General features: G+C 70.0%; 17 protein-coding genes and 1 pseudogene. 6 read left to right on the top strand and 12 right to left on the bottom strand.

Annotated features, from left to right (window positions below; all coding sequences use genetic code 11):
* Positions 1-225: pseudogene (locus VLK61_RS26505) on the top strand (ABC transporter permease); the annotation flags it as partial.
* Positions 226-248: 23 nt separating this feature from the next.
* The gene (locus VLK61_RS26510; protein ID WP_325425673.1) at positions 249-1,139 is read left to right on the top strand and encodes an ATP-binding cassette domain-containing protein; all 891 of its coding nucleotides are present in this window, start codon (positions 249-251) and stop codon (positions 1,137-1,139) included.
* Between the two features lie 67 nt (positions 1,140-1,206).
* On the opposite strand, the gene VLK61_RS26515 is transcribed toward VLK61_RS26510, so the two are convergent.
* The 4 genes from VLK61_RS26515 to VLK61_RS26530 form a co-directional block, all read right to left on the bottom strand.
* A complete protein-coding gene (locus VLK61_RS26515; RefSeq protein ID WP_325425676.1) occupies positions 1,207-1,836 on the bottom strand; it encodes a thioredoxin family protein in 630 nt (209 codons plus the stop codon).
* Between the two features lie 87 nt (positions 1,837-1,923).
* Positions 1,924-4,080 carry a protein-disulfide reductase DsbD family protein gene (locus VLK61_RS26520; protein ID WP_325425678.1) on the bottom strand — a complete coding sequence of 719 codons (2,157 nt, stop codon included), beginning with the start codon at positions 4,078-4,080 and terminating at the stop codon, positions 1,924-1,926.
* 293 nt (positions 4,081-4,373) lie between these two features.
* The gene (locus VLK61_RS26525) at positions 4,374-4,568 is read right to left on the bottom strand and encodes a hypothetical protein (protein ID WP_325425680.1); all 195 of its coding nucleotides are present in this window, start codon (positions 4,566-4,568) and stop codon (positions 4,374-4,376) included.
* A gap of 105 nt (positions 4,569-4,673) precedes the next feature.
* Positions 4,674-6,089, bottom strand: a complete 1,416-nt coding sequence (locus VLK61_RS26530; RefSeq protein ID WP_325425682.1) for an FAD/NAD(P)-binding protein — start codon at positions 6,087-6,089, stop codon at positions 4,674-4,676.
* A 161-nt stretch (positions 6,090-6,250) separates the two neighbouring features.
* On the opposite strand from VLK61_RS26530, the gene VLK61_RS26535 reads away from it, so the two are divergent.
* Both VLK61_RS26535 and VLK61_RS26540 read left to right on the top strand, forming a co-directional pair.
* Positions 6,251-6,469, top strand: a complete 219-nt coding sequence (locus tag VLK61_RS26535; protein ID WP_325425684.1) for a TOBE domain-containing protein — start codon at positions 6,251-6,253, stop codon at positions 6,467-6,469.
* Between the two features lie 146 nt (positions 6,470-6,615).
* Positions 6,616-7,185, top strand: a complete 570-nt coding sequence (locus VLK61_RS26540) for an NADPH-dependent FMN reductase (RefSeq protein ID WP_325425686.1) — start codon at positions 6,616-6,618, stop codon at positions 7,183-7,185.
* A gap of 2 nt (positions 7,186-7,187) precedes the next feature.
* Here the strand turns inward: VLK61_RS26540 and VLK61_RS26545 are convergent, their stop codons facing one another.
* Both VLK61_RS26545 and VLK61_RS26550 read right to left on the bottom strand, forming a co-directional pair.
* Entirely contained in the window at positions 7,188-8,696 is a 1,509-nt protein-coding gene (locus VLK61_RS26545; protein WP_325425688.1) for an amidase, read from the bottom strand.
* Positions 8,697-8,742: 46 nt separating this feature from the next.
* Positions 8,743-9,699, bottom strand: a complete 957-nt coding sequence (locus tag VLK61_RS26550; protein ID WP_325425690.1) for a CysB family HTH-type transcriptional regulator — start codon at positions 9,697-9,699, stop codon at positions 8,743-8,745.
* Positions 9,700-9,836: 137 nt separating this feature from the next.
* On the opposite strand from VLK61_RS26550, the gene VLK61_RS26555 reads away from it, so the two are divergent.
* Entirely contained in the window at positions 9,837-10,586 is a 750-nt protein-coding gene (locus tag VLK61_RS26555; protein ID WP_325425692.1) for an alpha/beta fold hydrolase, read from the top strand.
* 10 nt (positions 10,587-10,596) lie between these two features.
* On the opposite strand, the gene VLK61_RS26560 is transcribed toward VLK61_RS26555, so the two are convergent.
* Positions 10,597-10,986 (bottom strand): DUF488 domain-containing protein, encoded by a 390-nt coding sequence (locus tag VLK61_RS26560; RefSeq protein WP_325425694.1) that lies wholly within the window; start codon positions 10,984-10,986, stop codon positions 10,597-10,599.
* 27 nt (positions 10,987-11,013) lie between these two features.
* Positions 11,014-11,496, bottom strand: coding sequence for an Lrp/AsnC family transcriptional regulator (locus VLK61_RS26565; protein WP_325425696.1), 483 nt, complete (start codon positions 11,494-11,496; stop codon positions 11,014-11,016).
* 110 nt (positions 11,497-11,606) lie between these two features.
* Between VLK61_RS26565 and phhA the strand changes: the two genes are divergently transcribed.
* Positions 11,607-12,530 carry a phenylalanine 4-monooxygenase gene (gene phhA, locus VLK61_RS26570; RefSeq protein ID WP_325425698.1) on the top strand — a complete coding sequence of 308 codons (924 nt, stop codon included), beginning with the start codon at positions 11,607-11,609 and terminating at the stop codon, positions 12,528-12,530.
* 2 nt (positions 12,531-12,532) lie between these two features.
* Here the strand turns inward: phhA and VLK61_RS26575 are convergent, their stop codons facing one another.
* The 4 genes from VLK61_RS26575 to creD all read right to left on the bottom strand — a co-directional run.
* The gene (locus VLK61_RS26575) at positions 12,533-14,221 is read right to left on the bottom strand and encodes an AMP-binding protein (protein ID WP_325425700.1); all 1,689 of its coding nucleotides are present in this window, start codon (positions 14,219-14,221) and stop codon (positions 12,533-12,535) included.
* 91 nt (positions 14,222-14,312) lie between these two features.
* Positions 14,313-15,134: an HDOD domain-containing protein gene (locus VLK61_RS26580; protein ID WP_325425702.1), complete on the bottom strand. Its 822-nt coding sequence runs from the start codon at positions 15,132-15,134 to the stop codon at positions 14,313-14,315.
* A gap of 402 nt (positions 15,135-15,536) precedes the next feature.
* A complete protein-coding gene (locus tag VLK61_RS26585; RefSeq protein ID WP_325425704.1) occupies positions 15,537-17,267 on the bottom strand; it encodes a GMC family oxidoreductase in 1,731 nt (576 codons plus the stop codon).
* Positions 17,268-17,277: 10 nt separating this feature from the next.
* Positions 17,278-18,546 (bottom strand): cell envelope integrity protein CreD (creD, locus tag VLK61_RS26590; protein WP_325425706.1); only part of this gene is annotated, 1,269 nt, incomplete at its 5' end.

Consider the following 18,546-nt stretch of genomic DNA (forward strand, 5'->3'; position numbering starts at 1 on the left):
TTTTCGCTGGGGCTGATGTGGGTGCTGCTGATCGTTGCCGAGACGATCTCGGCGCAGGCCGGTATCGGCTACCTGACGATGAATGCGCGTGAGTTCCTGCAGACCGATGTGGTGCTGGTGGGGATCCTGCTCTACGCGGGACTGGGCAAGCTGGCTGATGTATTGGCCAAGGCGCTCGAACGCTGGTGGCTTCGCTGGCATCCCGGCTATCAGCCCGCAATGTGATCACGACGATGGTGAACGACTTGATGAATCCACTGGTCCTTGAACTGAATGGCGCGGCGCTGCTGGCCGACGAAGCACCTCGCCAGACACATGCCGCGCCATTGCAGCGAACGGCCTTGTCGCCCCCTGTCCGCGGATTGCCGCTCAGTTTGCGCGGCATCAGCAAGGCCTATGGCGAACGCCCGGTGCTGCGCGACGTCAACCTGAGCATCGCGCCCGGCGAGTTCGTCGCCATCGTCGGCCGCAGCGGCTGCGGCAAGAGCACGCTGCTGCGGCTGCTGGCGCAGCTGGAGCCCGCGGACAGCGGCCGCATCGACGCCGATGGCCAGCAGCCGCTGGCGGCGCAGCGCGACGACATCCGCATCATGTTCCAGGACGCGCGGCTGCTGCCGTGGAAGCGCGTGGTCGACAACGTGGCCCTGGGCCTCGCAGGCCGCTCGGCGCGCGAGCGCGCCACCGAGGCGCTCTCCCAGGTGGGCCTGGCCGACCGCGCCGGCGACTGGCCGGCGGTGCTGTCCGGCGGCCAGCGGCAGCGCGTGGCGCTGGCGCGGGCTCTCGTGCATGCACCACGGCTGCTGCTGCTGGACGAGCCGCTGGGCGCACTGGACGCGCTGACGCGCATCGAGATGCACCAGCTGATCGAATCGTTGTGGCGCCAGCACGGTTTCACCGCGCTGCTGGTGACGCACGATGTCGGCGAGGCGGTGGCGCTGGCCGACCGCGTGCTGCTGATCGAGGACCACCGGGTCACGCTGGATCAGCGCATCGCCCTGCCGCGACCTCGCTCGCACGCCGGCGCTGCTTTTGCACGTTATGAAGCCGAGATCCTGCAGCGCGTGCTGCAGCAGCCGGCCCCAGCACCGGAACCAGAGCCCGCCGCCTGGCAAGCCAGCGCCCTGCGCTTCGCGCTGTAGCACCATGGCCGCCCCGCGGCCAAGTGCCCATCAAGCAGCCGCCGAAGGCGCTCCGGGGGTGGGAGATTCACGCCCCGGAAGCGTATTTGATCGAACAGCCGTAGGCCTGCGTCGTCGCTTTGCTCACCGGCTTGCCGGCCAGCGCTTCGCCCAGTGCCTGGTTCACGTAGTTGGTCGCGGTCTTGATGTCGGCCACATCGCTGCTGGGCTTGCTGTCGATCGCGCCGGCATAGATCAGCTTGCCCTGCGGGTCGATCACGTACATGTGCGGCGTGGTGCGCGCCCCGTAGCTGCGGCCGAGCTTGCCGTCATCGTCCATCAGCGTGGCGGAGGGGCCGGCGCCCTTGCGCTGCAGCCAGCCGGCCAGATCGGCCGGGGCCTTGTAGTCGCCGGCGTCCCGCGAGGTGGAGCTGACGCTCAGCCACACCACCTCCTTGGCGCGCGCGGACTTCTGCGTGGCCGGCATGTTGCCGCTGTCGTAGTGCTTCTGCACGAAGGGGCAACCTGGGTTGACCCACTCGAGCACCACATGCTTGCCCTTGAAGTCGGCCAACGACACGGCCTTGCCCGTGGTGTCGGTGACCTTGAAGGCCGGCGCCGGCTGGCCGACCACCGCTTGCGCGTGGGCCAGGCCGGTGGCCGCCAGACCGAGGGCCAGGGTGCCGAGGAACGACCAACGGTGGATGCTAGGCTTCATGGAGGACTCCTTTGTCGAACAAGCCATCGAAACTGGCGAACTGACAGGCGAACTAGCAGGCGATCAAACCGGCGAAAAATCGGGTGATCAGGGAGAGGGGAACGCCGTGGGCCAGGCGGCGATGGCGTCACGCACCTTGGCCACGCTCAGGATCTCGGGCAGCAGCCGCGGCTGCGCCTGGCCGGGGCTGTACAGCGCGTACACCGGCACGCCGCTGCGGCCCAGCGTGGTCAGCGCCTGCGTGATGCGGGCGTCGCGACGGGTCCAGTCGGCGCGCAGCAGCAGGACCTGGCGTGCGTCCAGCTCGGCCAGCAGTTTGGCGTTGGACAGCACGCCGTGCTTGTTGAACTGGCAGGTCACGCACCAGGCGGCGGTGAAATCGACAAACACCGGCCGGCCTTCAGCTTGCGCGCGGGCCACCGCTTCGGGCGACCAGGCCTGCCAGCGCGCCAGAACCGGCGCCAGCGAGGCCTGCTGCGTTGCCACGGCAGCGGGCGGACCTTGCAGCGCCGGCCAGGTCCAGGCCAGCCCGATGCCCAGCAGCGCCATCGCCACCACCCCCAGGCCACGGCGGGTGCGCCGGCCCAGCGAGGGCGCGCCCAGCACCCAGGCGGCGAACGCCACCAGCACCAGCAGGCCCAGCAGCGCCACCGCACCGTCGATGCCGACCTGGTGGCCCAGCACCCACAGCAGCCAGACGACGGTGGCGTACATCGGGAAGGCCAGCAGCATCTTCAGCTGCTCCATCCAGGCGCCCGGCCGCGGCAGCAGGCGGGCCAGGCCGGGCCAGCAGCAGACCAGGAGATAGGGCGCCGCCATGCCCAGGCCCAGCGCGGCAAACACCGACAGCGCCAGCAGCGGCGTCTGCGCCAGCGCCACGCCGAGCGCAGCGCCCATGAACGGCGCGGTGCAGGGCGAGGCGATCAGCACCGCCAGCACCCCCGTCAGCGCATGGTCCATCAGCGGCCGCCGGGCGCGCAGGCTGCACACCCGGTCGGGCATCACGCCCTTCAGGCCGAACACGCCCGACAGGTTCAGCCCGATCAGCGTGAACAGCAGCGCCAGCAGCGCGACGAAACCCGGCGACTGCAACTGGAAGCCCCAACCCAGCTCGGCGCCGCCGGCGCGCATCAACAGCAGCAACCCGGCGAGCACCATGAACGACAGCAGCACGCCAGCCGTGTAGGCGAAGCCGCCGGCCACCAGGTGCCGTCGGTCGTTGCCCTGGCCGGCCAGGCCGAGTACTTTGAGCGACAGCACCGGGAAGACGCAGGGCATCAGGTTCAGCAGCAGGCCGCCGACGAAGGCCAGGCCCAGCGTGACGATCAGCATCGGGCTGGTGGCTGCGTCGCTGGCCGCTGCGTTGCCGGATGAAGCGGCGATGGTTCCCGCGGCCGCGGTTGCTGCCGCGGCGGCTTGGCCGCCGGCGACCGGCGTGCTGCCGCTGTCGACCGACACCGCGGCGGGCGCAGCGGCTTGTGCATCGACTGCGGGCCAGCTGCCCGTCAATGGCGCAGCCAGCGCCACGCCGCGGGCCTGCCCGGGCGCCGTCAGCACCAGTTGCAGCGTGTTGGGGCTTTCGCTGCGCTGGTCCGACAAGGCCTGGCGGATCTGCAGGCGCTCACCCTGCCATTGCAGCTGCGCGGCCGCGGCATGGTCGATGACGCCGGCTTGTTCGGCAAACAGGCGCAGCGGCTGCTGCCGCCAGGCCGTCGGCAGGCCGGCGACATCGAAGACCAGCGCCTGGCCATCGACGCGCGCCTGCAGCGTGGCCCCGGGCAAGGCTTGCGGCACGGCCGCCTGGGCCTGCGCGAAACGAGCGGCATGCGCAGTGATGGTGCCCTGTCGCGGCAGGTTCAGCGCAAAGTTGCCGGACTGGGGAATGCAGGTCTCGGCGCAGACCAGCCAGTCGGCGCGCAGGCGTACCTGCAGCGTGTCGCCCTGCCAGCCGGCGGGCACCGTCAGCCGCACCGGCAGCAGCAGATCGCCTTCGTAGCCGTAGTTGACCAGCGGCCCCACCGGCAGGCGCTGCGGCGTGGGCCACTCGATCGCACCGGCCGCCACGCCGGCCGGCAGCTGCCAGCTCAGCGTGGTCGGCAGCCCGGAATCGCCTGGGTTCTTCCAGTAGGTGTGCCAGTGCGGAATGTGCTTGAGCGACAGGCCCAGCCACATCGGCTTGCCCGGTGCCAGGCCTTCCGGCGCATGGGCCACCAGTTCGGCGCGCACCTGCGGGGTCTGCACCATCGGCCCCGGCGCGGGGCTTGGACCGGCCGCCAACACGGGCCAGCCCGCCACCAGCAGGGCCAGGCAACGCAAGGGGGCGAGGGCAACAGCAAACCAGGGGCGCACGGCAATTCCCACCGGCGCGTTGGCCCCGGCACAACGCCGACTGTGACCTTCAAGCGCCGACGCTGGCAAACCACCCCTCACAAGACCCTGCAATTCGGGTCGGGATTGGGGCCAGGCGTCGGCAGCTCACCAGCTGCCGAATGTCGAGATCGGCAGCTCACCAGCTGCCGAATGTCGAGATCGACAGCTCACCAGCTGCCGAAGGCCATCAGGCGCTGCGCGATGCGGGCCCGGTCGGCCACGCTGCCATGGGCCGACTCACGGTAGGCCGGCTCGGTGCGCGCCGGGGCCTGCAGCCGCGCCGCGCCGGCCTGCGGCTCCTGCAGCAGGGCCGGCGGCAGCGGACGGAAGGTGGGGGTGCGAACAGAAGAGGAGACGAGCATCGGGGGCTCCAGGCAGAACGCGGCAATCCACCGCAAGGCCTGCAGCCTAGGGCCCGGGCCCGAGCCGGCCAACGAAGGCTTTGGCAGCTGGTTATGCGAAATCCGTCACTGCCGACCCAACAGTTGCAGTGCCAGGCGCCGCGCATGCAGCCGCAACTCGGGCACGGCCGTGGCCTCCCAGTCGCGCGCTTTCAGCAGCGGGCCGATATAGGACAGCAGGGCCGACGGCCGGCCCGCGCGGTCCAGCACCGCGTACTGCTCGTCGACCACCAGCCCCAGGCCCAGCGGATCCGGGCACAGGCGGCCGGCCTGCAGCAGCCCGCGCACCAGCGGCGACGGGCAGCGCTGCAGGTCGGCGCTGGGGCCGGTGCAGTTGACGATGTGCTGCACCTTCAGCTCGCGAACCGCCTGAGCACCCCGTGGGCGCAACTGCAGCTGCAGGCCATCGGCCACCGCCTGCACGCTGGCGACGCGCGCGGCCATCACGTTGAGCGCGTCGGTGTCGACCAGGCGCTGGTAGGCGTCGTGGGCCGACGGCGCGCAGCGGTGGCGCAGCACCTCCCAGTGGGCTCGCGGATGTCGCAGGAAGCGCGCCCGGTCGGCCGGCGACAGGCGCTGCCACAGCGCGGCGGTGTGCGGGCGCAGCGCGCCGATCACGTCGCGCCAGTCTTCGCCGCGGGCCAGCGCCTGCTGCACATGCTGGCGCAGCACGCGGCATTGCTGGCGCACGGTGTGGCCCATCTCGGCAGCCAGCGCGCTGGCGTCCAGCGTGCCGGGCGCCGCGCCGCTCTTGCGGTGCGATTGCGGCGCCAGCCCGCGCCGGGAGATGCTGAGCAAGCGCCCGCCGCGCGGCCCGCTGGACAGCGCCAGCGCCACGTCCACCGCGGTCAGCCCGGCGCCGACCAGCAGCACATCGTCGGCCGGCTGGATGCCATGCAGCGCGCCCGGCCGCCAGGGGTCGCGGATGTAGCGCGCGCCGGCCTCCGCCACCGCGGCGGCGGGCAGCGGATCGATCGGCGTGAAGTGGCCGAAGGCCAGCACCACGCGGTCGGCCAGCAGCGAGCTGCCCTGCTCCAGCAGCAGTTCGGCGCGGCCACCTGGCCCCTCGGTGTGCAGCCCGATCACGCGGCCGACGATGCGCTCCAGCGTGGTTTGGCCGTCGTTCTGCAGCTCGGCCGCCGACAGCAGTGCCTCGAGGTAGGCGCCGTAGAGCCGGCGCGACACGAAGGAGCCGGGCTCGATGCGCGGATCCGACCAGCGGCAGTAACGCACGAAATCCTCGGCATCGTCGGCCAGCGCGCTCATGTTGCCGGCCGGCACGTTCAGCACATGCGCGTTGCTGTGGGTGCCGTAGGCCAGGCCGCGCGCCATGCGGCCGGACTCGTTGATCAGCACCACCTGCAGACCTTCGGGCGGCGCATGGCGCAGCAGCTGGATGGCGGTGACGGCGCCGCTGAAGCCGGCACCGACGATGGCGACACGGCGCGGCGGCCGGGCGTTGGGCAGATCGGCGAAAGTCATGGGCAGCCGGGGGTTCGCAGCGTGCGCGAGGCTCCGATCTTAGGGGTGAGCAATTTCAGGGCCATGGATGCATGGGCCGCATGAGCATTCGCGAAACGCTTCGTTCACGGCCGGGCGGTGCCGGCACAACACTGTGCACTCCCCAACGCAGGATTCCAGCCATGAGCATCACCGCCATCAATGTGCGCAACCAGTTCCGCGGCCAGATCCGCGAAATCATCGACGGGCCCGTGCTGTCGGAGGTGGACGTGCAAACCGCGTCGGGCCAGATCGTCACCTCGGTGATCACCACGCGCTCGGTCAAGGAGCTGGGCCTGGTGGTCGGCAAGGAGGTGATTGCGCTGGTCAAGGCCACCGAAGTCTCGATCGCGACGCTCTGAGCGCCACCCTGCGATGCAGCCGGCCATGGCGCCGGGTGATGGCGATGGAACAGCAGCTGGCCCGTGAACAGCGGCCGGCGCACGCTGCGATCGCCGAGTGGCAGTTCGCGATCTAGCCCAGCTGCGCGCGCCCTTACCATCCGCGCATGAGCACCCCCACGCCCATCCGCCACATCGGCATCATCGTCGGCAGCCTGCGCCAGCAGTCGATCAACAAACGCCTGGCGCTGGCCATCCAGAGGCTGGCACCGCCGTCGCTGCAGTTCAACTTCATCGAGATCGGCACGCTGCCGCTGTTGAACCAGGATCTGGAGAATGCGCTGCCCGAGCCGGTGGTCGAATTCAAGCGCGCAGTCGAAGCCTGTGACGGCCTGCTCTTCGTGACCCCGGAGTACAACCGCTCGATCCCCGCCCCGCTGAAGAACGCCATCGACTGGGCCTCGCGGCCGAAGGGCAAGAACTCGGTGGGCGGCAAGCCGGCGGCGATCTGCGGCACCTCGCCGGGGCAGCTGGCCACGGCCGCCGTGCAGCAGCACCTGCGCAACGTGCTGTCGGTGCTGAACGTGCACCTGATGAGCCAGCCGGAGCTCTACCTGCAGTTCACGCCGGAGCTGATTGCCGAGGACGGCACGGTGGCCGCCGACACCACGCGGCAGCTGCTCGAACGCTTTGCCGCGGCGCTGGCCGCCTGGGTCGAGCGCTTCAGCGCCCCATAGACCTACAGCCGCGGCCGCCGCTGCGCCCAGGGCTGCGCGCGTTCCAGCTGCCCGGCCAGCCGGAACAGCGTGGCTTCGTCGCCGAAGCGGCCGACGAATTGCACACCGATCGGCAAGCCGGCATCGTTCCAGTGCAGCGGCATCGACATCGCCGGCTGGCCGGTGGCGTTGAACACCGGCGTGTAGGGCATGAAGGCGAAGACCTTGTCGGCCATCTGCTGCAGCCCGCCGAGCCATCGCAGCAGCCAGGGCTGGTTCAGTGCGCCCATCAGGTTCAGCTGGAAGCGTTCGGCGGCGCTGGGCTGCAGCGCACCGACCAGCGGCGGCGCCGTGGCCAGCGTGGGTGTCAGCAGCACATCGATGGTCTCGAACTGCTGGCCGATCCTGCGGCCCAGCGCCTGCAGGCGGTGCTGGGCGCTGATCAGTTCCGCGGCGCTGAAGCTGCGGCCCATCATCGCCAGCGCCCAGGTGGCGGCTTCGTAGTCGCTGCGCCGCGCGCGCTGGCGCAGCAGCTTGGCGATGGTCTCGATCTCGCTGCGCACATTGGCCGCCAGCACGATCAGGTAGTCCTCGGCAAAGGCCTGTCGCTTGATCGGCAGGCGGATGTCGACCACCTCGTGGCCCAGAGAGCGCAGCAGCGTGCTGCCGTGTTCGACGGCCTTCAGACAGTCCACGTCGACGCTCTGTCCGAGCCAGGGCTCGGTGCTGACGCCGATGCGCAGGCGGCCCGGGCCGGTGCCCACTTCGTCGAGAAAGGCCCGGGCCTGAAACGGCGCGGCGATCGGCGCACCGGCATCCATGCCGGCCACCGCGTCGAGCAGCGCGGCGCTGTCGCGCACCGAGCGGGTCAGGCCATGCTCGATCGCGAAGCCGCTCCACAGGTCACCGAGGTCCGGCCCGCTGGGCACGCGGCCCCGCGTGGGCTTCAGGCCGAACAGCCCGCAGCAGGACGCGGGGATGCGGATCGAGCCGCCGCCATCACCGCCGGTGGCCAGCGGCACGAAACCGGCGGCCACCGCCGCGGCCGAACCGCCGCTGGAGCCGCCGGGGGTGCGCGTGGTGTCCCAGGGGTTGCGCGCGGGGCCGCTGGTCTCGGGCTCGGTGAACGGGGTCAGGCCGAACTCGGGCGTGTTGGTCTTGCCGATGATCAGCGCGCCGGTGGCGCGCAGGCGGCGGATGAATTCGCTGTCGTGGCCGGCGATCGGCAGCCGGGCCTGCAGCAGGCGGTTGCCATGCCAGGTGCTGAGGCCTTGCACCATCGCCAGCAGGTCTTTCACCAGCACCGGCACGCCGGCGAAGACACCGCTGCACTCGCTGCCGGCAGCGCGGCGCTGGGCCAGGTCGCGCCGGGCCCAGTCGTCGGCGTTGACGATCACCGCGTTCAGTGCCGGGTTGTGGGCGGCGATGCGCTGCTGCGCGGCGTCGAGCAACTCGTCGGGACTGATGTCGCCGCTGCGCACCAGCGCCGCGAGGCCGAGTGCGTCGTGCTGCGCGTAGTCGTCGAAGGCCATGCCGTCCCCCTTGCCTGAAGGCGAACGGGACTATAGGCCGGTGGCCTCACAGCATCGAATCCTCGCCCGGCGTGCTGGCCAGCGCCTGCTCGACCACCGCCCGCGTCAGCGGCGCGGCGAAGGTGGTGATGAACTCGTAGACATAGTCGCGCAGGTAGCTGCCGCGCTTGATGGCCAGCCGCGTCATGTTGGCGGCGAACAGGTGGCGCGCGTCGATGGCGCGCAGGTGGCGGTCGCGCTCCTCGTCGTAGGCGATCGCCGCGACGATGCCCACGCCCATGCCCAGCTCGACATAGGTCTTGATCACGTCGGCGTCCATCGCCACCAGCACCACTTCGGGCGCCAGGCCGGCCTTGGCGAAGGCTTCGTCGATGTGCGCGCGGCCGGTGTAGCCGGATTCGTAGGTGATCAGCGGATAGTCGGCCAGGCGCTGCAGGGTCAGCGGCTTGCCCTGGTCGGCATCGGCGGCCAGCGGGTGGTCGTAGGGCATCACCACGCTGTGCGTCCAGCGGTAGCAGGGCAGCGCCAGCAGCTCTTCGTAGTGGGCCAGTGCTTCGGTGGCGATGCCGATGTCCGCTTCGCCATCGATCAGCATGCGCGCCACCTGCTGCGGCGTGCCCTGGTGCAGGTGCAGCTGCACCTGCGGCTTGCCGGCGCGGAAGTCGCGCACCGCCGCCGGCAGCGCGTAGCGGGCCTGCGAGTGCGTGGCGGCGATGGTCAGCGCGCCGGCCCCGCTGCGTGCGAAGTCTTCGCCGGCCCGCTTCAGGTTCGACGCTTCGTGCAGCAGCCGCTCGACGATCGGCAGCACGGTCACGCCCGGCGGGGTGAGCCCGGTCAGGCGCTTGCCGGCGCGCACGAAGATCTCGATGCCGAGTTCTTCCTCCAGCTCGCGGATCTGCCGGCTGACCCCCGGCTGCGAGGTGTGCAGCGAGGCCGCCACCTCGGTCAGGTTGAAGCCCTGGCGCACGGTTTCGCGTACCGAGCGGAGTTGCTGAAAATTCACGATGCGCGCCTTGCTTATGCGGAAACCGAATTGTTGGCACGGGATTGGATCAGCAAACGAATGGTTTGGCTTAAGCAAGCAGGAAAAGCGCATAAGGTCGGGCTGGATGGCCGCGCCACGGCTGGCACACTGGCGCGATGACGACCGTGATCCTGCTCCCCGGCCTGGCCAGTGACGTGACCTTGTGGCGCGACCAGCTCCCCATGCTGCAGGCCCGCGGGCCGGTGCATGTGACGGAAGCCCACGCTCACTTCGGCACGCTGCCTGAAATGGCCATCGGCCTGCTGGCCGCGCATGACGGGCCGCTGGTGCTGATCGGCACCTCGATGGGCGGCATCCTGGCGCTGGAGGTCTTCCGCCAGGCGCCGCAGCGCGTGCGGGCGATGGCACTGCTGGGCAGCTCGGCGCGGCCGGACACGCCGGAGCTGATCGCGCTGCGCACGAATGCCATCGGCCTGTTCGAAACCGGCCGCATGGACGAGGTGCTGCGCGCGAATGTGCCCTTCGCCTTCCACGCGTCCAAGGCCCAGGACCCGGAACTGGTGGCCGACTACCTGGCGATGGTGCGCCGCGCCGGGCCCGAGCAGCTGATCCGGCAGAACCGCGCGATCATGGCCCGCGCCGACAGCCGGCCCTTGCTGGCCGGCCTCTCCTGCCCGCTGCTGGTGGTGTGCGGCGAGGCCGACCTGCTGACGCCGCCCGAGTACTCACGCGAGATTGCCGCCGCCGTGCCGCAGGCCGACCTGGTGCTGCTGCCGGACTGCGGCCATTTGCTGACGCTGGAGCAGCCGCAACGCATCAACGCGCTGCTGGGCGATTGGCTGGATCGGGTCGACGCACAGGTCAACGCTGAAGCCGGCACTCGGGCCGCTGCGAATACGCGTTAGGCAGCCCGAATCAATCGATCACCGTTGCGCCGCGTTCCTGCAGCAGGGCGCGCAGGATAGCCCGGTGGCAGCGCGCTTCGTGCTCGCAATAACAGCCGACCGAGAATCCGCTGTGCCGTGACAGCGTGGCCAGCAGGTCCAGGCTGCGCGAGGCATCGGGCTCGGCCATCTCGGCGCGGTAGCGTTTGGCAAAGGCCGCCCAGCCGGCGTCGTCGGCCACCTGCTGGCCGAGCTTCATGGTCTCGGCGCTGGGCGCCAGGTTCGGGTACCAGACGTCGTACCAGTTCTGGCCCGCGAACTCGGCCTTCGGCACGCCGCGCGGTGGTCGCCGCACCGTGCCGATGCGCGGCCCTTCATCGGCAGCGCGTTCACTGCCGAGCCTGACGATGCGGATGGCCATGGCTGTCTCCCCTTGGTTGGGATCTGTTCACACCGGCAAGGCGGTGGTGACCTTGACGCGTTCGAGCACGAAGCTGGTCTTGCAGTCCTGCACGCTGGGGTGGCGCAGCAGCGTGTCCATCACGAAGCGCGAGTAGTGCGCCATGTCGGCCACCACCACGCGCAGCAGGTAGTCCATGTCGCCGGCCAGCGCCACGCATTCCACCACCTCCGGCCAGGCCTGCACGGCGGCTTTGAAGACCTCCATCGGGCTGCGGCGCTCACCCTCGCTGTGTTTGGCCAGACGCACATTCAGGTAGGCCGTCAGGCCCAGGCCGATGGCTTCCGCATTCACCAGCGCGACGTAGCCGCTGATCACGCCGGCCTCCTCCAGCCGCTTGGCGCGACGCAGCGCGGCCGAGGGCGACAGGCCGACACGTTCGGCGAGCTCGTCGTAGGTCATGCGGCCATCGGCCTGCAGCGCTTGAAGCAAGCGCCTGTCGATCGCATCGAGACTGATGGGGTCCTGCATGGGGTCGACGCCGCAGGTTTCCTGCGAGAGGAGCGGAACAGAGGCTGGAGTTTGCATGAAAGCAGCGCGGCTGCGTCGCTACAGTGGCCGGATCCACAGCAGGAGACGTGATGCAGCGCCAACTCAACGAGCAGTCCGGTGAGGCGGACCTCGCGGGCCACCCCCATGGCCCGGTCGCCGGCGCGCAGGCCGAGCGGCCGGACTGGACCATCGACCAGGGCTGGGCGAACTACAGCGCCGAAGACCACGGCGTGTGGAAGACGCTGTTCGAGCGGCAGACCCAACTGCTGCCCGGCCGCGCCTGCGACGAGTTCGTGCAGGGCATGCAGGACCTGCCGATGGACGCGCACCAGATCCCGGACTTCCGGCGCTTGTCCGATGCGCTGATGCAGCGCACCGGCTGGCAGGTGGTGGCAGTGCCGGGGCTGGTGCCCGACGAGGTGTTCTTCGAGCACCTGGCCAACCGGCGTTTTCCATCGGGCAACTTCATACGCCGGCCGCAGCAGCTGGATTACCTGGAAGAGCCCGATGTCTTCCACGACGTCTTCGGCCACGTGCCGATGCTGATGAACCCGGCGATTGCCGATTACATCCAGGCCTATGGCGAAGGCGGTCTGCGTGCGCAGCGCCTGGGCAAACTGGCCAACCTGGCCCGCGTCTACTGGTACACGGTGGAGTTCGGCCTGCTGCGCCAGGCCAATGGCTTGCGCATCTACGGCGCCGGCATCGCGTCGTCCTTCACCGAAAGCCTGTTCTCGCTGGACGATGCCTCACCGAACCGCATCGGCTTTGACCTCGAGCGCGTGATGCGCACGCACTACCGCATCGACGATTTCCAGGAGACCTACTTCGTCGTCGACAACCTGGACAAGCTGCTGGACTTGGCCCACATCGATTTCGCGCCGCTGTATGCGCGGCTGGACAGCGGGGCGGCCGACCTGCCCGACTACCAGCCCGGCGAGGTGCTGGCCACGGACCGCGTGTTCCACCGCGGCAGCGGTGCGTACCATGCGGCCAAGCGGCCACGCGCCTGAACTCAGGCCGTGGCCCAGATCACCTTGCGCCGCGATTCGGACCAGGTCTCGTACTGCCCGGAATAGACCTCTTCGACCCGGTTGCGCTTGACCTTGAAGGTCGGCGTGATGAAGCCGTTGTCCACCGACCAGGGCTCGGTCACGACGATCAGGCTGTCGAGCTGCTCATGCGGGTCCAGCGTCGAGTTGACGGTCTTCAGGTGGGTGGCCAGCGAGGTTTCCAGCTCGCCGCGCCCGGCCGCGTCCTTTGCGCGTTTGGCGGCGTCGATGTTCAGCATCACGATGCCCAGCGGCTGGCCCAGGTTGGCGCCGGTCACGCAGCAGGCCTCGATGGCGTTGTGCATCACCAGCCGGTCCTCGATCGGCGCCGGCGCGACGTACTTGCCCTTGCTGGTCTTGAACAAGTCCTTCACGCGGCCGGTGATGCGCAGGTTGCCTTCGGCGTCCAGCGCGCCCTTGTCGCCGGTGTGCAGCCAGCCGTCGTCGGTGAAGGACTGCTTGGTCAGCTCGGGCTCCTTGAAGTAGCCGAGCATCAGGCCGGGGCTCTTGACCTGGATCTCGCCGTTGGCCGGGTCGATGCGGGTCAGCACGCCGTCATACGGCTGGCCCACGGTGCCCGGGCGCTGCACGCCGGGCAGCGTGGCGTGCGAGACGCCACAGTTCTCGGTCATGCCGTAGACCTCGACGATGGGCAGGCCGAGGTCGGCGTACCACTTCAGCAGCTCGGGCGGCATCGGCGCGGCGCCGCCGGCGGCCAGCACGCACTGGTCCAGCCCCAGCGCGCCGAGGATCTTCTTGCGCACCAGGCTGCGCACGATCGGGATCTTCAGCAGCTTCTTGAGTTTTTCCGGCGGCATCTTGGCGCTGACGCCCTGCTGGAACTTGACCCACAGCCGCGGCACCGAGAAGAAGCAGGTGGGCCGGGCGCGCTGCAGGTCCTGCGTGAAGGTTTCCAGGCTCTCGGCGAAGTAGACCTGCATGCCGGTGGCGAACAGGCCATGCTCGACCAGCGTGCGCTCGGCCACATGCGACAGCGGCAGGTAGCTCAGCATGCGCGTGTCGGCATCGAAATTCACGCGCTTGATGCCGGACGAGATCGACCACGCAAAGGTGTTGAAGCTGTGCATCACGCCCTTGGGCGCGCCGGTGGTGCCCGAGGTGTACATGATGGTCGACAGGTCGTTGCCGTCGCGCACCGGCTCGCCCTTGATCGGCTGGGTCTTGGCAATGATGTCGTCCCAGGCCGGGCAATCCACCTTGGGGGCCAGCGGCAAACTGATGCAGGGCAGGCCGGCCGGGATGCCGGACTTCATGCCGTCGAAGCCATCGAGCTTGCCGATGAACAGCAGCTTGGATTCGCTGTGGTTCAGGATCTGGCGGATGGTGTCGGCGGCCAGCGTCGGGTACAGCGGCACCGAGACGCCGCCGGCCATCCAGATGGCCCAATCGGCCATCAGCCACCAGGCGGTGTTCTTGGACAGCAGCGCCACCTTGTCGCCGGGCTCCAGCCCCAGGCTCTTCAGGTGCGCGGCCATGCGTCGCGTCTGGTCCATCGCCTCCTTCCAGCTGAAGTTGCGGATGGTGCCGCCGCCCATCGGCTGGATGAACACATGCCGGTTCGGCGAGGTCTTTTCCCAGTGGTACAGGCGCTGCAGCGCCAGCTCGCTGGACGGCACAAGGGCTTGGCTCATGAATCGGTCTTCCGCAGTCGAGGGTGACGCGGGGCAGGGTAGCCGGCCCAGCCGGCCAGCAACCCTGGGGCTTTCCAGAGTGGGCGCTAGATCACCTGCCGTGTTCGGCGGCGGCCTTGAGCTGCTCTTCGATGCGGCGCGCGCTGCGCAGCAGCAAGGTGCTGTCCAGTTCGGCCTGCGGCGCGATCTTGGCAGCCACGGTGTCCAGCGTTTCGGGATGGCTCATCATCGCCTGCACCAGCACCGACAGCGCCAGCACCGAGCGCCGGGCCGGCGGCACCGACAGCAGGTCCTGCGCAGCCTGCGCCGGCACATGGTGGCGCACGCTGGCCACCGCGGCGAGGCCCAGGCCCCAGCTTTCGCACAGCGCGGCGCCCAGCGCGTCGTGGCTGACGCCGAAACCGGTGTGCTCCAGCTGGCACAGCTCAGGATCGGTGGTGGTGGCGCGCAGCATCGCGCGGTAGTGGTCCGGCGCATGGCGGAACAGCACCGCCTTGCCGCATTCCTCGAACAGCCCGGCCGAATGTGCGCCCCAGGCATCCAGCCCCAGCGCCTGGCCCAGCCGGCCCATCAGCAGGCCGCGCTGCGTGGCGCGGGCCCAGATCGGGTCCAGCTCCGGTGCCGGCGGAAAGGCCGCCCGCAAGCCCATCTCGAAGGTGATGCCGGCGATCTCCCGCGTGCCCAGGTAGGTGACCGCCTGCTGCACGCTCTGCACCCGGCCCTTCAGCCCGTACAGCGAGGAGTTCACGGCCTTCATCACCGAAGCGGCCAGCGCCATGTCGGACTCGACCAGGCTGCCGATGGCCTGCAGGTTCACGTCCTCATCGGCCATCAGCAGCGACAGGCGCACCAGCGTGTCGGGCTTGGACGGGATGTCGATATCGAGCGTGCGCAACTGCGGATTGACGGACATGGGCACCACGGGCACGCGGCCCGCCCTGAGGGGATGTGGCCCGAGCGTAGCGGCTGTGCGCCACCGGCGATGCAACGAATCGTGGGGCGACAGGCGGTCAATTCCGCGCCATGGCCGGCCGCCAGCGAGGCGGGCATAAAAAAGCGCCGGGGATCACCCGGCGCCTGAAAACTCTGTCCCGTGTCCGGCGCGTCACCGCTGTCTCGGCGCGCTGCCACCCCAGGCCTCTTATCGTCGTTGACTCTGTTGCTGTCTCCTCAGTCCCCCGGGCGGTGTCGAGCACGCTCAACACCGCCGAGTGGCCGCAATGTAGGCAGCGAGCCGCTGGGCGTCAGTCCGGGATAACCCGTCATGCGGTGGCAAAACCACAGCCGGCCCCGCAGACGCGGGATCGGCTGCCGATCAACGTGCTTCGGCGTCGGCCCGCAGCCACTGCGCGGCCCGCTCGGCAATCATCAGCGTCGGCGAATTGGTGTTGCCGCTGGTGATGCGGGGCATCACGCTGGCGTCCGCAATGCGCAGGCCGGCCAGGCCGCGCACGCGCAGTTGCGCATCGACGACGGCCAGCGGGTCGTCGGCCCGGCCCATGCGGCAGGTGCCCACCGGGTGGAAGATGGTGGTGCCGATGTCGCCGGCCAGGCGCGCCAGTTCGTCGTCGCTCTGGAACTGCACACCGGGCTTGACCTCGCGCGGCTGGTACTTGGCCAAGGCCGGTTGCGCGGCAATGCGGCGGGTCAGGCGCAGCGAGTCGGCGGCCACCTGGCGGTCGGCCTCGGTCGACAGGTAGTTGGCCATGATCGCCGGCGCGTCCTCGGGCTTGGCCGAGCGGATGCGCACATGGCCACGTGATGTCGGGTTCAGGTTGCAGACGCTGGCGGTGAAGGCGTTGTAGCGGTGCAGCGGCTCGCCGAAGGCGTCCAGCGACAGCGGCTGCACGTGGTACTGCAGGTTGGGCCACGCGTGCTGCGGCGACGAGCGCGTGAACAAGCCCAGCTGCGACGGCGCCATGCTCATCGGCCCGGTGCGGCGCAGCAGGTATTCCAGCCCGATGCGGGCCTTGCCGAACAGCGAGTTGGCCAGCGTGTTCAGCGTGCGCACACCGTCGACCTGGAACACCGCACGGATCTGCAGGTGGTCCTGCAGGTTCTCGCCGACGCCCGGCAATTCATGCTGCACGGCAATGCCATGCTGCTGCAGCAGCGCACCGGGGCCGATGCCCGAGAGCTGCAGGATCTGCGGCGTGCCGACCGCGCCGGCGGCCATCACCACCTCGTGGGTCGCGTGCGCCGTGACCGGCGCGCCGCCGCCGACCGGTCGCACCTCGACGCCGGTGACGCGCGGCCCCTGCTCGCCGTGTTCGACGATCAGCCGCGTGACCTGCGCGCCGGTCCACACCTGCAGGTTCGGCCGTGCCACCACGGGCCGCAGGAAGGCCTTGGTGGTGTTCCAGCGGATGCCGCGGTGCTGGTTGACCTCGAAGTAGCCGACGCCTTCGTTGTTGCCGCGGTTGAAGTCGGCGGTCGCCGGGATGCCGGCCTGCTGCGCGGCGGCGGCAAAGGCATCCAGGATCTCCCAGGACAGGCGCTGCCGCTCGACCCGCCATTCGCCACCCACGCCATGCGCGGCCGCATAACCGGCGTCGCTGGCCGCGGCCGCGGCATGCCGCTTGTCGCTGCCGCGCCAATGATCTTCATGCTGGCGGAAGTAGGGCAGGCAGTCGTCCCAGCGCCAGCCGGCATCGCCACAGGCCTCGGCCCAGCCGTCGTAATCCCGCTGCTGGCCGCGCATGTAGATCATGCCGTTGATGCTGGAGCAGCCGCCCAGCACCTTGCCGCGCGGGTAGCGCAGCGAACGGCCGTTCAGGCCCGGGTCGGGCTCGGTGTTGAACAGCCAGTCGGTGCGCGGGTTGCCGATGCAGTACAGGTAGCCGACGGGGATGTGCACCCACAGGTAGTCGTCGTAGCCGCCGGCCTCGATCAGCAGCACGCGGCGCGTGGTGTCCGCGCTCAGCCGGTTGGCGAGCAGGCAGCCGGCGGTGCCGGCGCCGACGATGATGTGGTCGTAGGTCGGGGTGTTGCTCGGAGCGCTGCTGGGGGTGCTGCTGGAGGTGCTGCTCGGATTGTTGGTCTGCATGCCCCCGAGCTTAAGCGCTGGTCTCGGCCGCGGCCCTCCGCACCGGCCCGGCGGTGTTGCCGCCGCGCCAGCTGTCGAACAGCGCGTACCAGTCGATGCGGCGGGTCAGCACCATCACCGCGGCCAGTGCGGCGAACAGCACCACCGAGCCCACCGCCAACGCGTTCTGCTCCATTTGCAGCAGCAGGTACAGCAGGCCGTAGAGCAGCGCGATCGCGGCGCCGAAGGCCGCACCGCCCAGGCCGTGGCCCAGCATGTGCGCGGCGTAGTAGCCCAGCAGCAGCGCACAGGCGCCGGCCGCCGCGGCATAGGCCTGCGCGAAGGCGACGTGCTCGGACAGGCTCAGCAGCAGCAGGAAGAACAGGCTCAGCGCCAGGCCCACCAGCAGGTACTGCACCGGGTGCACGCGCCGCGCGGACAGCACCTCGATCAGCGCCACCGCGACGAAGGTGAGCACGACGAACAGCAGGCCGTACTTGATCGCGCGGTCGCTCAGCACATAGGGGTTCACCGGGTCGAAGAAAGCCACCGACAAGGTGTCCAGGCAGGCCGGGGTGGGCGGGCTGACGGTGGTGCCGTCCGGCTCGGTGCGCTGCGTCGGCGTGCACAGCGCCGCGCCGCGCGACAGCTCGGCGGGTGCGGCAGTGGCCAGCGAGGAGACCTTCCACTGCGCGTCGAAGCCCTGCGACGTGACGCTGTGCTGGCTGGGCAGGAAGCGGCCGCCGAAGGAGGGGTGCGGCCAGTCGGACTTCAGGCGCCAGTCGGTAGCGCCGGCGGCCGGCACCAGCGCCAACTGGCCGGTGCCGGCCAGGTCCAGCTTCAGCTGCGCGCGCAGCGGCGCGGTGTCGGTGTCGGTGTCGGCCAGCCGCGCCGCGGGCAGCTCGGCATGCAGGCCGCTGGCGTACTTGGCGTGGTGGGTGCCGGCCTGGACGGTCTGCGGCTGGCCATCGATCAGCACCTGGGCCGCGCGCACGCCGCGCACATCGCTGAGCGTCAGCACCAGCCGTGCCGGGCCGCACAGCAGGCGCGAACCGGCATGCTCGCGCTGCGGCTGCAGGCCGGCCAGCGAGGCCCAGCGGGCGTCGAGCTTCAACTCCGCGGCATAGCTGTTGACGCGGAACAGCCCGCGCTGGCGCACATCGGCGCGCGCATCGCCCTCGGCGGCCAGGGTGTCGGCGGTGGCGATCAGCGTGAACTCGCGCTTGTCCGCCGTGGTCTTGCGCTCCTTGCCTTCGCCGCTGATCACCTCCCACTCCTCGCTGCAGTGGCGCTGCAGCCA

This window comes from Aquabacterium sp., from assembly GCF_035476535.1.
Taxonomy (GTDB): domain Bacteria; phylum Pseudomonadota; class Gammaproteobacteria; order Burkholderiales; family Burkholderiaceae_C; genus Pseudaquabacterium.

What these genes read in the sequence shown, in the direction of transcription:
- VLK61_RS26510 (WP_325425673.1), top strand. Translation starts at nt 249, where the DNA reads ATGAATCCACTGGTCCTTGAACTGAATGGCGCGGCGCTGCTGGCCGAC.
- VLK61_RS26525 (WP_325425680.1), bottom strand. Translation starts at nt 4,568, where the DNA reads ATGCTCGTCTCCTCTTCTGTTCGCACCCCCACCTTCCGTCCGCTGCCG.
- VLK61_RS26535 (WP_325425684.1), top strand. Translation starts at nt 6,251, where the DNA reads ATGAGCATCACCGCCATCAATGTGCGCAACCAGTTCCGCGGCCAGATC.
- VLK61_RS26575 (WP_325425700.1), bottom strand. Translation starts at nt 14,221, where the DNA reads ATGAGCCAAGCCCTTGTGCCGTCCAGCGAGCTGGCGCTGCAGCGCCTG.
- VLK61_RS26530 (WP_325425682.1), bottom strand. Translation starts at nt 6,089, where the DNA reads ATGACTTTCGCCGATCTGCCCAACGCCCGGCCGCCGCGCCGTGTCGCC.
- VLK61_RS26520 (WP_325425678.1), bottom strand. Translation starts at nt 4,080, where the DNA reads ATGGTGCAGACCCCGCAGGTGCGCGCCGAACTGGTGGCCCATGCGCCG.
- VLK61_RS26545 (WP_325425688.1), bottom strand. Translation starts at nt 8,696, where the DNA reads ATGGCCTTCGACGACTACGCGCAGCACGACGCACTCGGCCTCGCGGCG.
- phhA (WP_325425698.1), top strand. Translation starts at nt 11,607, where the DNA reads ATGCAGCGCCAACTCAACGAGCAGTCCGGTGAGGCGGACCTCGCGGGC.
- VLK61_RS26540 (WP_325425686.1), top strand. Translation starts at nt 6,616, where the DNA reads ATGAGCACCCCCACGCCCATCCGCCACATCGGCATCATCGTCGGCAGC.
- VLK61_RS26565 (WP_325425696.1), bottom strand. Translation starts at nt 11,496, where the DNA reads ATGCAGGACCCCATCAGTCTCGATGCGATCGACAGGCGCTTGCTTCAA.
- VLK61_RS26560 (WP_325425694.1), bottom strand. Translation starts at nt 10,986, where the DNA reads ATGGCCATCCGCATCGTCAGGCTCGGCAGTGAACGCGCTGCCGATGAA.
- VLK61_RS26555 (WP_325425692.1), top strand. Translation starts at nt 9,837, where the DNA reads ATGACGACCGTGATCCTGCTCCCCGGCCTGGCCAGTGACGTGACCTTG.
- VLK61_RS26580 (WP_325425702.1), bottom strand. Translation starts at nt 15,134, where the DNA reads ATGTCCGTCAATCCGCAGTTGCGCACGCTCGATATCGACATCCCGTCC.
- VLK61_RS26585 (WP_325425704.1), bottom strand. Translation starts at nt 17,267, where the DNA reads ATGCAGACCAACAATCCGAGCAGCACCTCCAGCAGCACCCCCAGCAGC.
- VLK61_RS26515 (WP_325425676.1), bottom strand. Translation starts at nt 1,836, where the DNA reads ATGAAGCCTAGCATCCACCGTTGGTCGTTCCTCGGCACCCTGGCCCTC.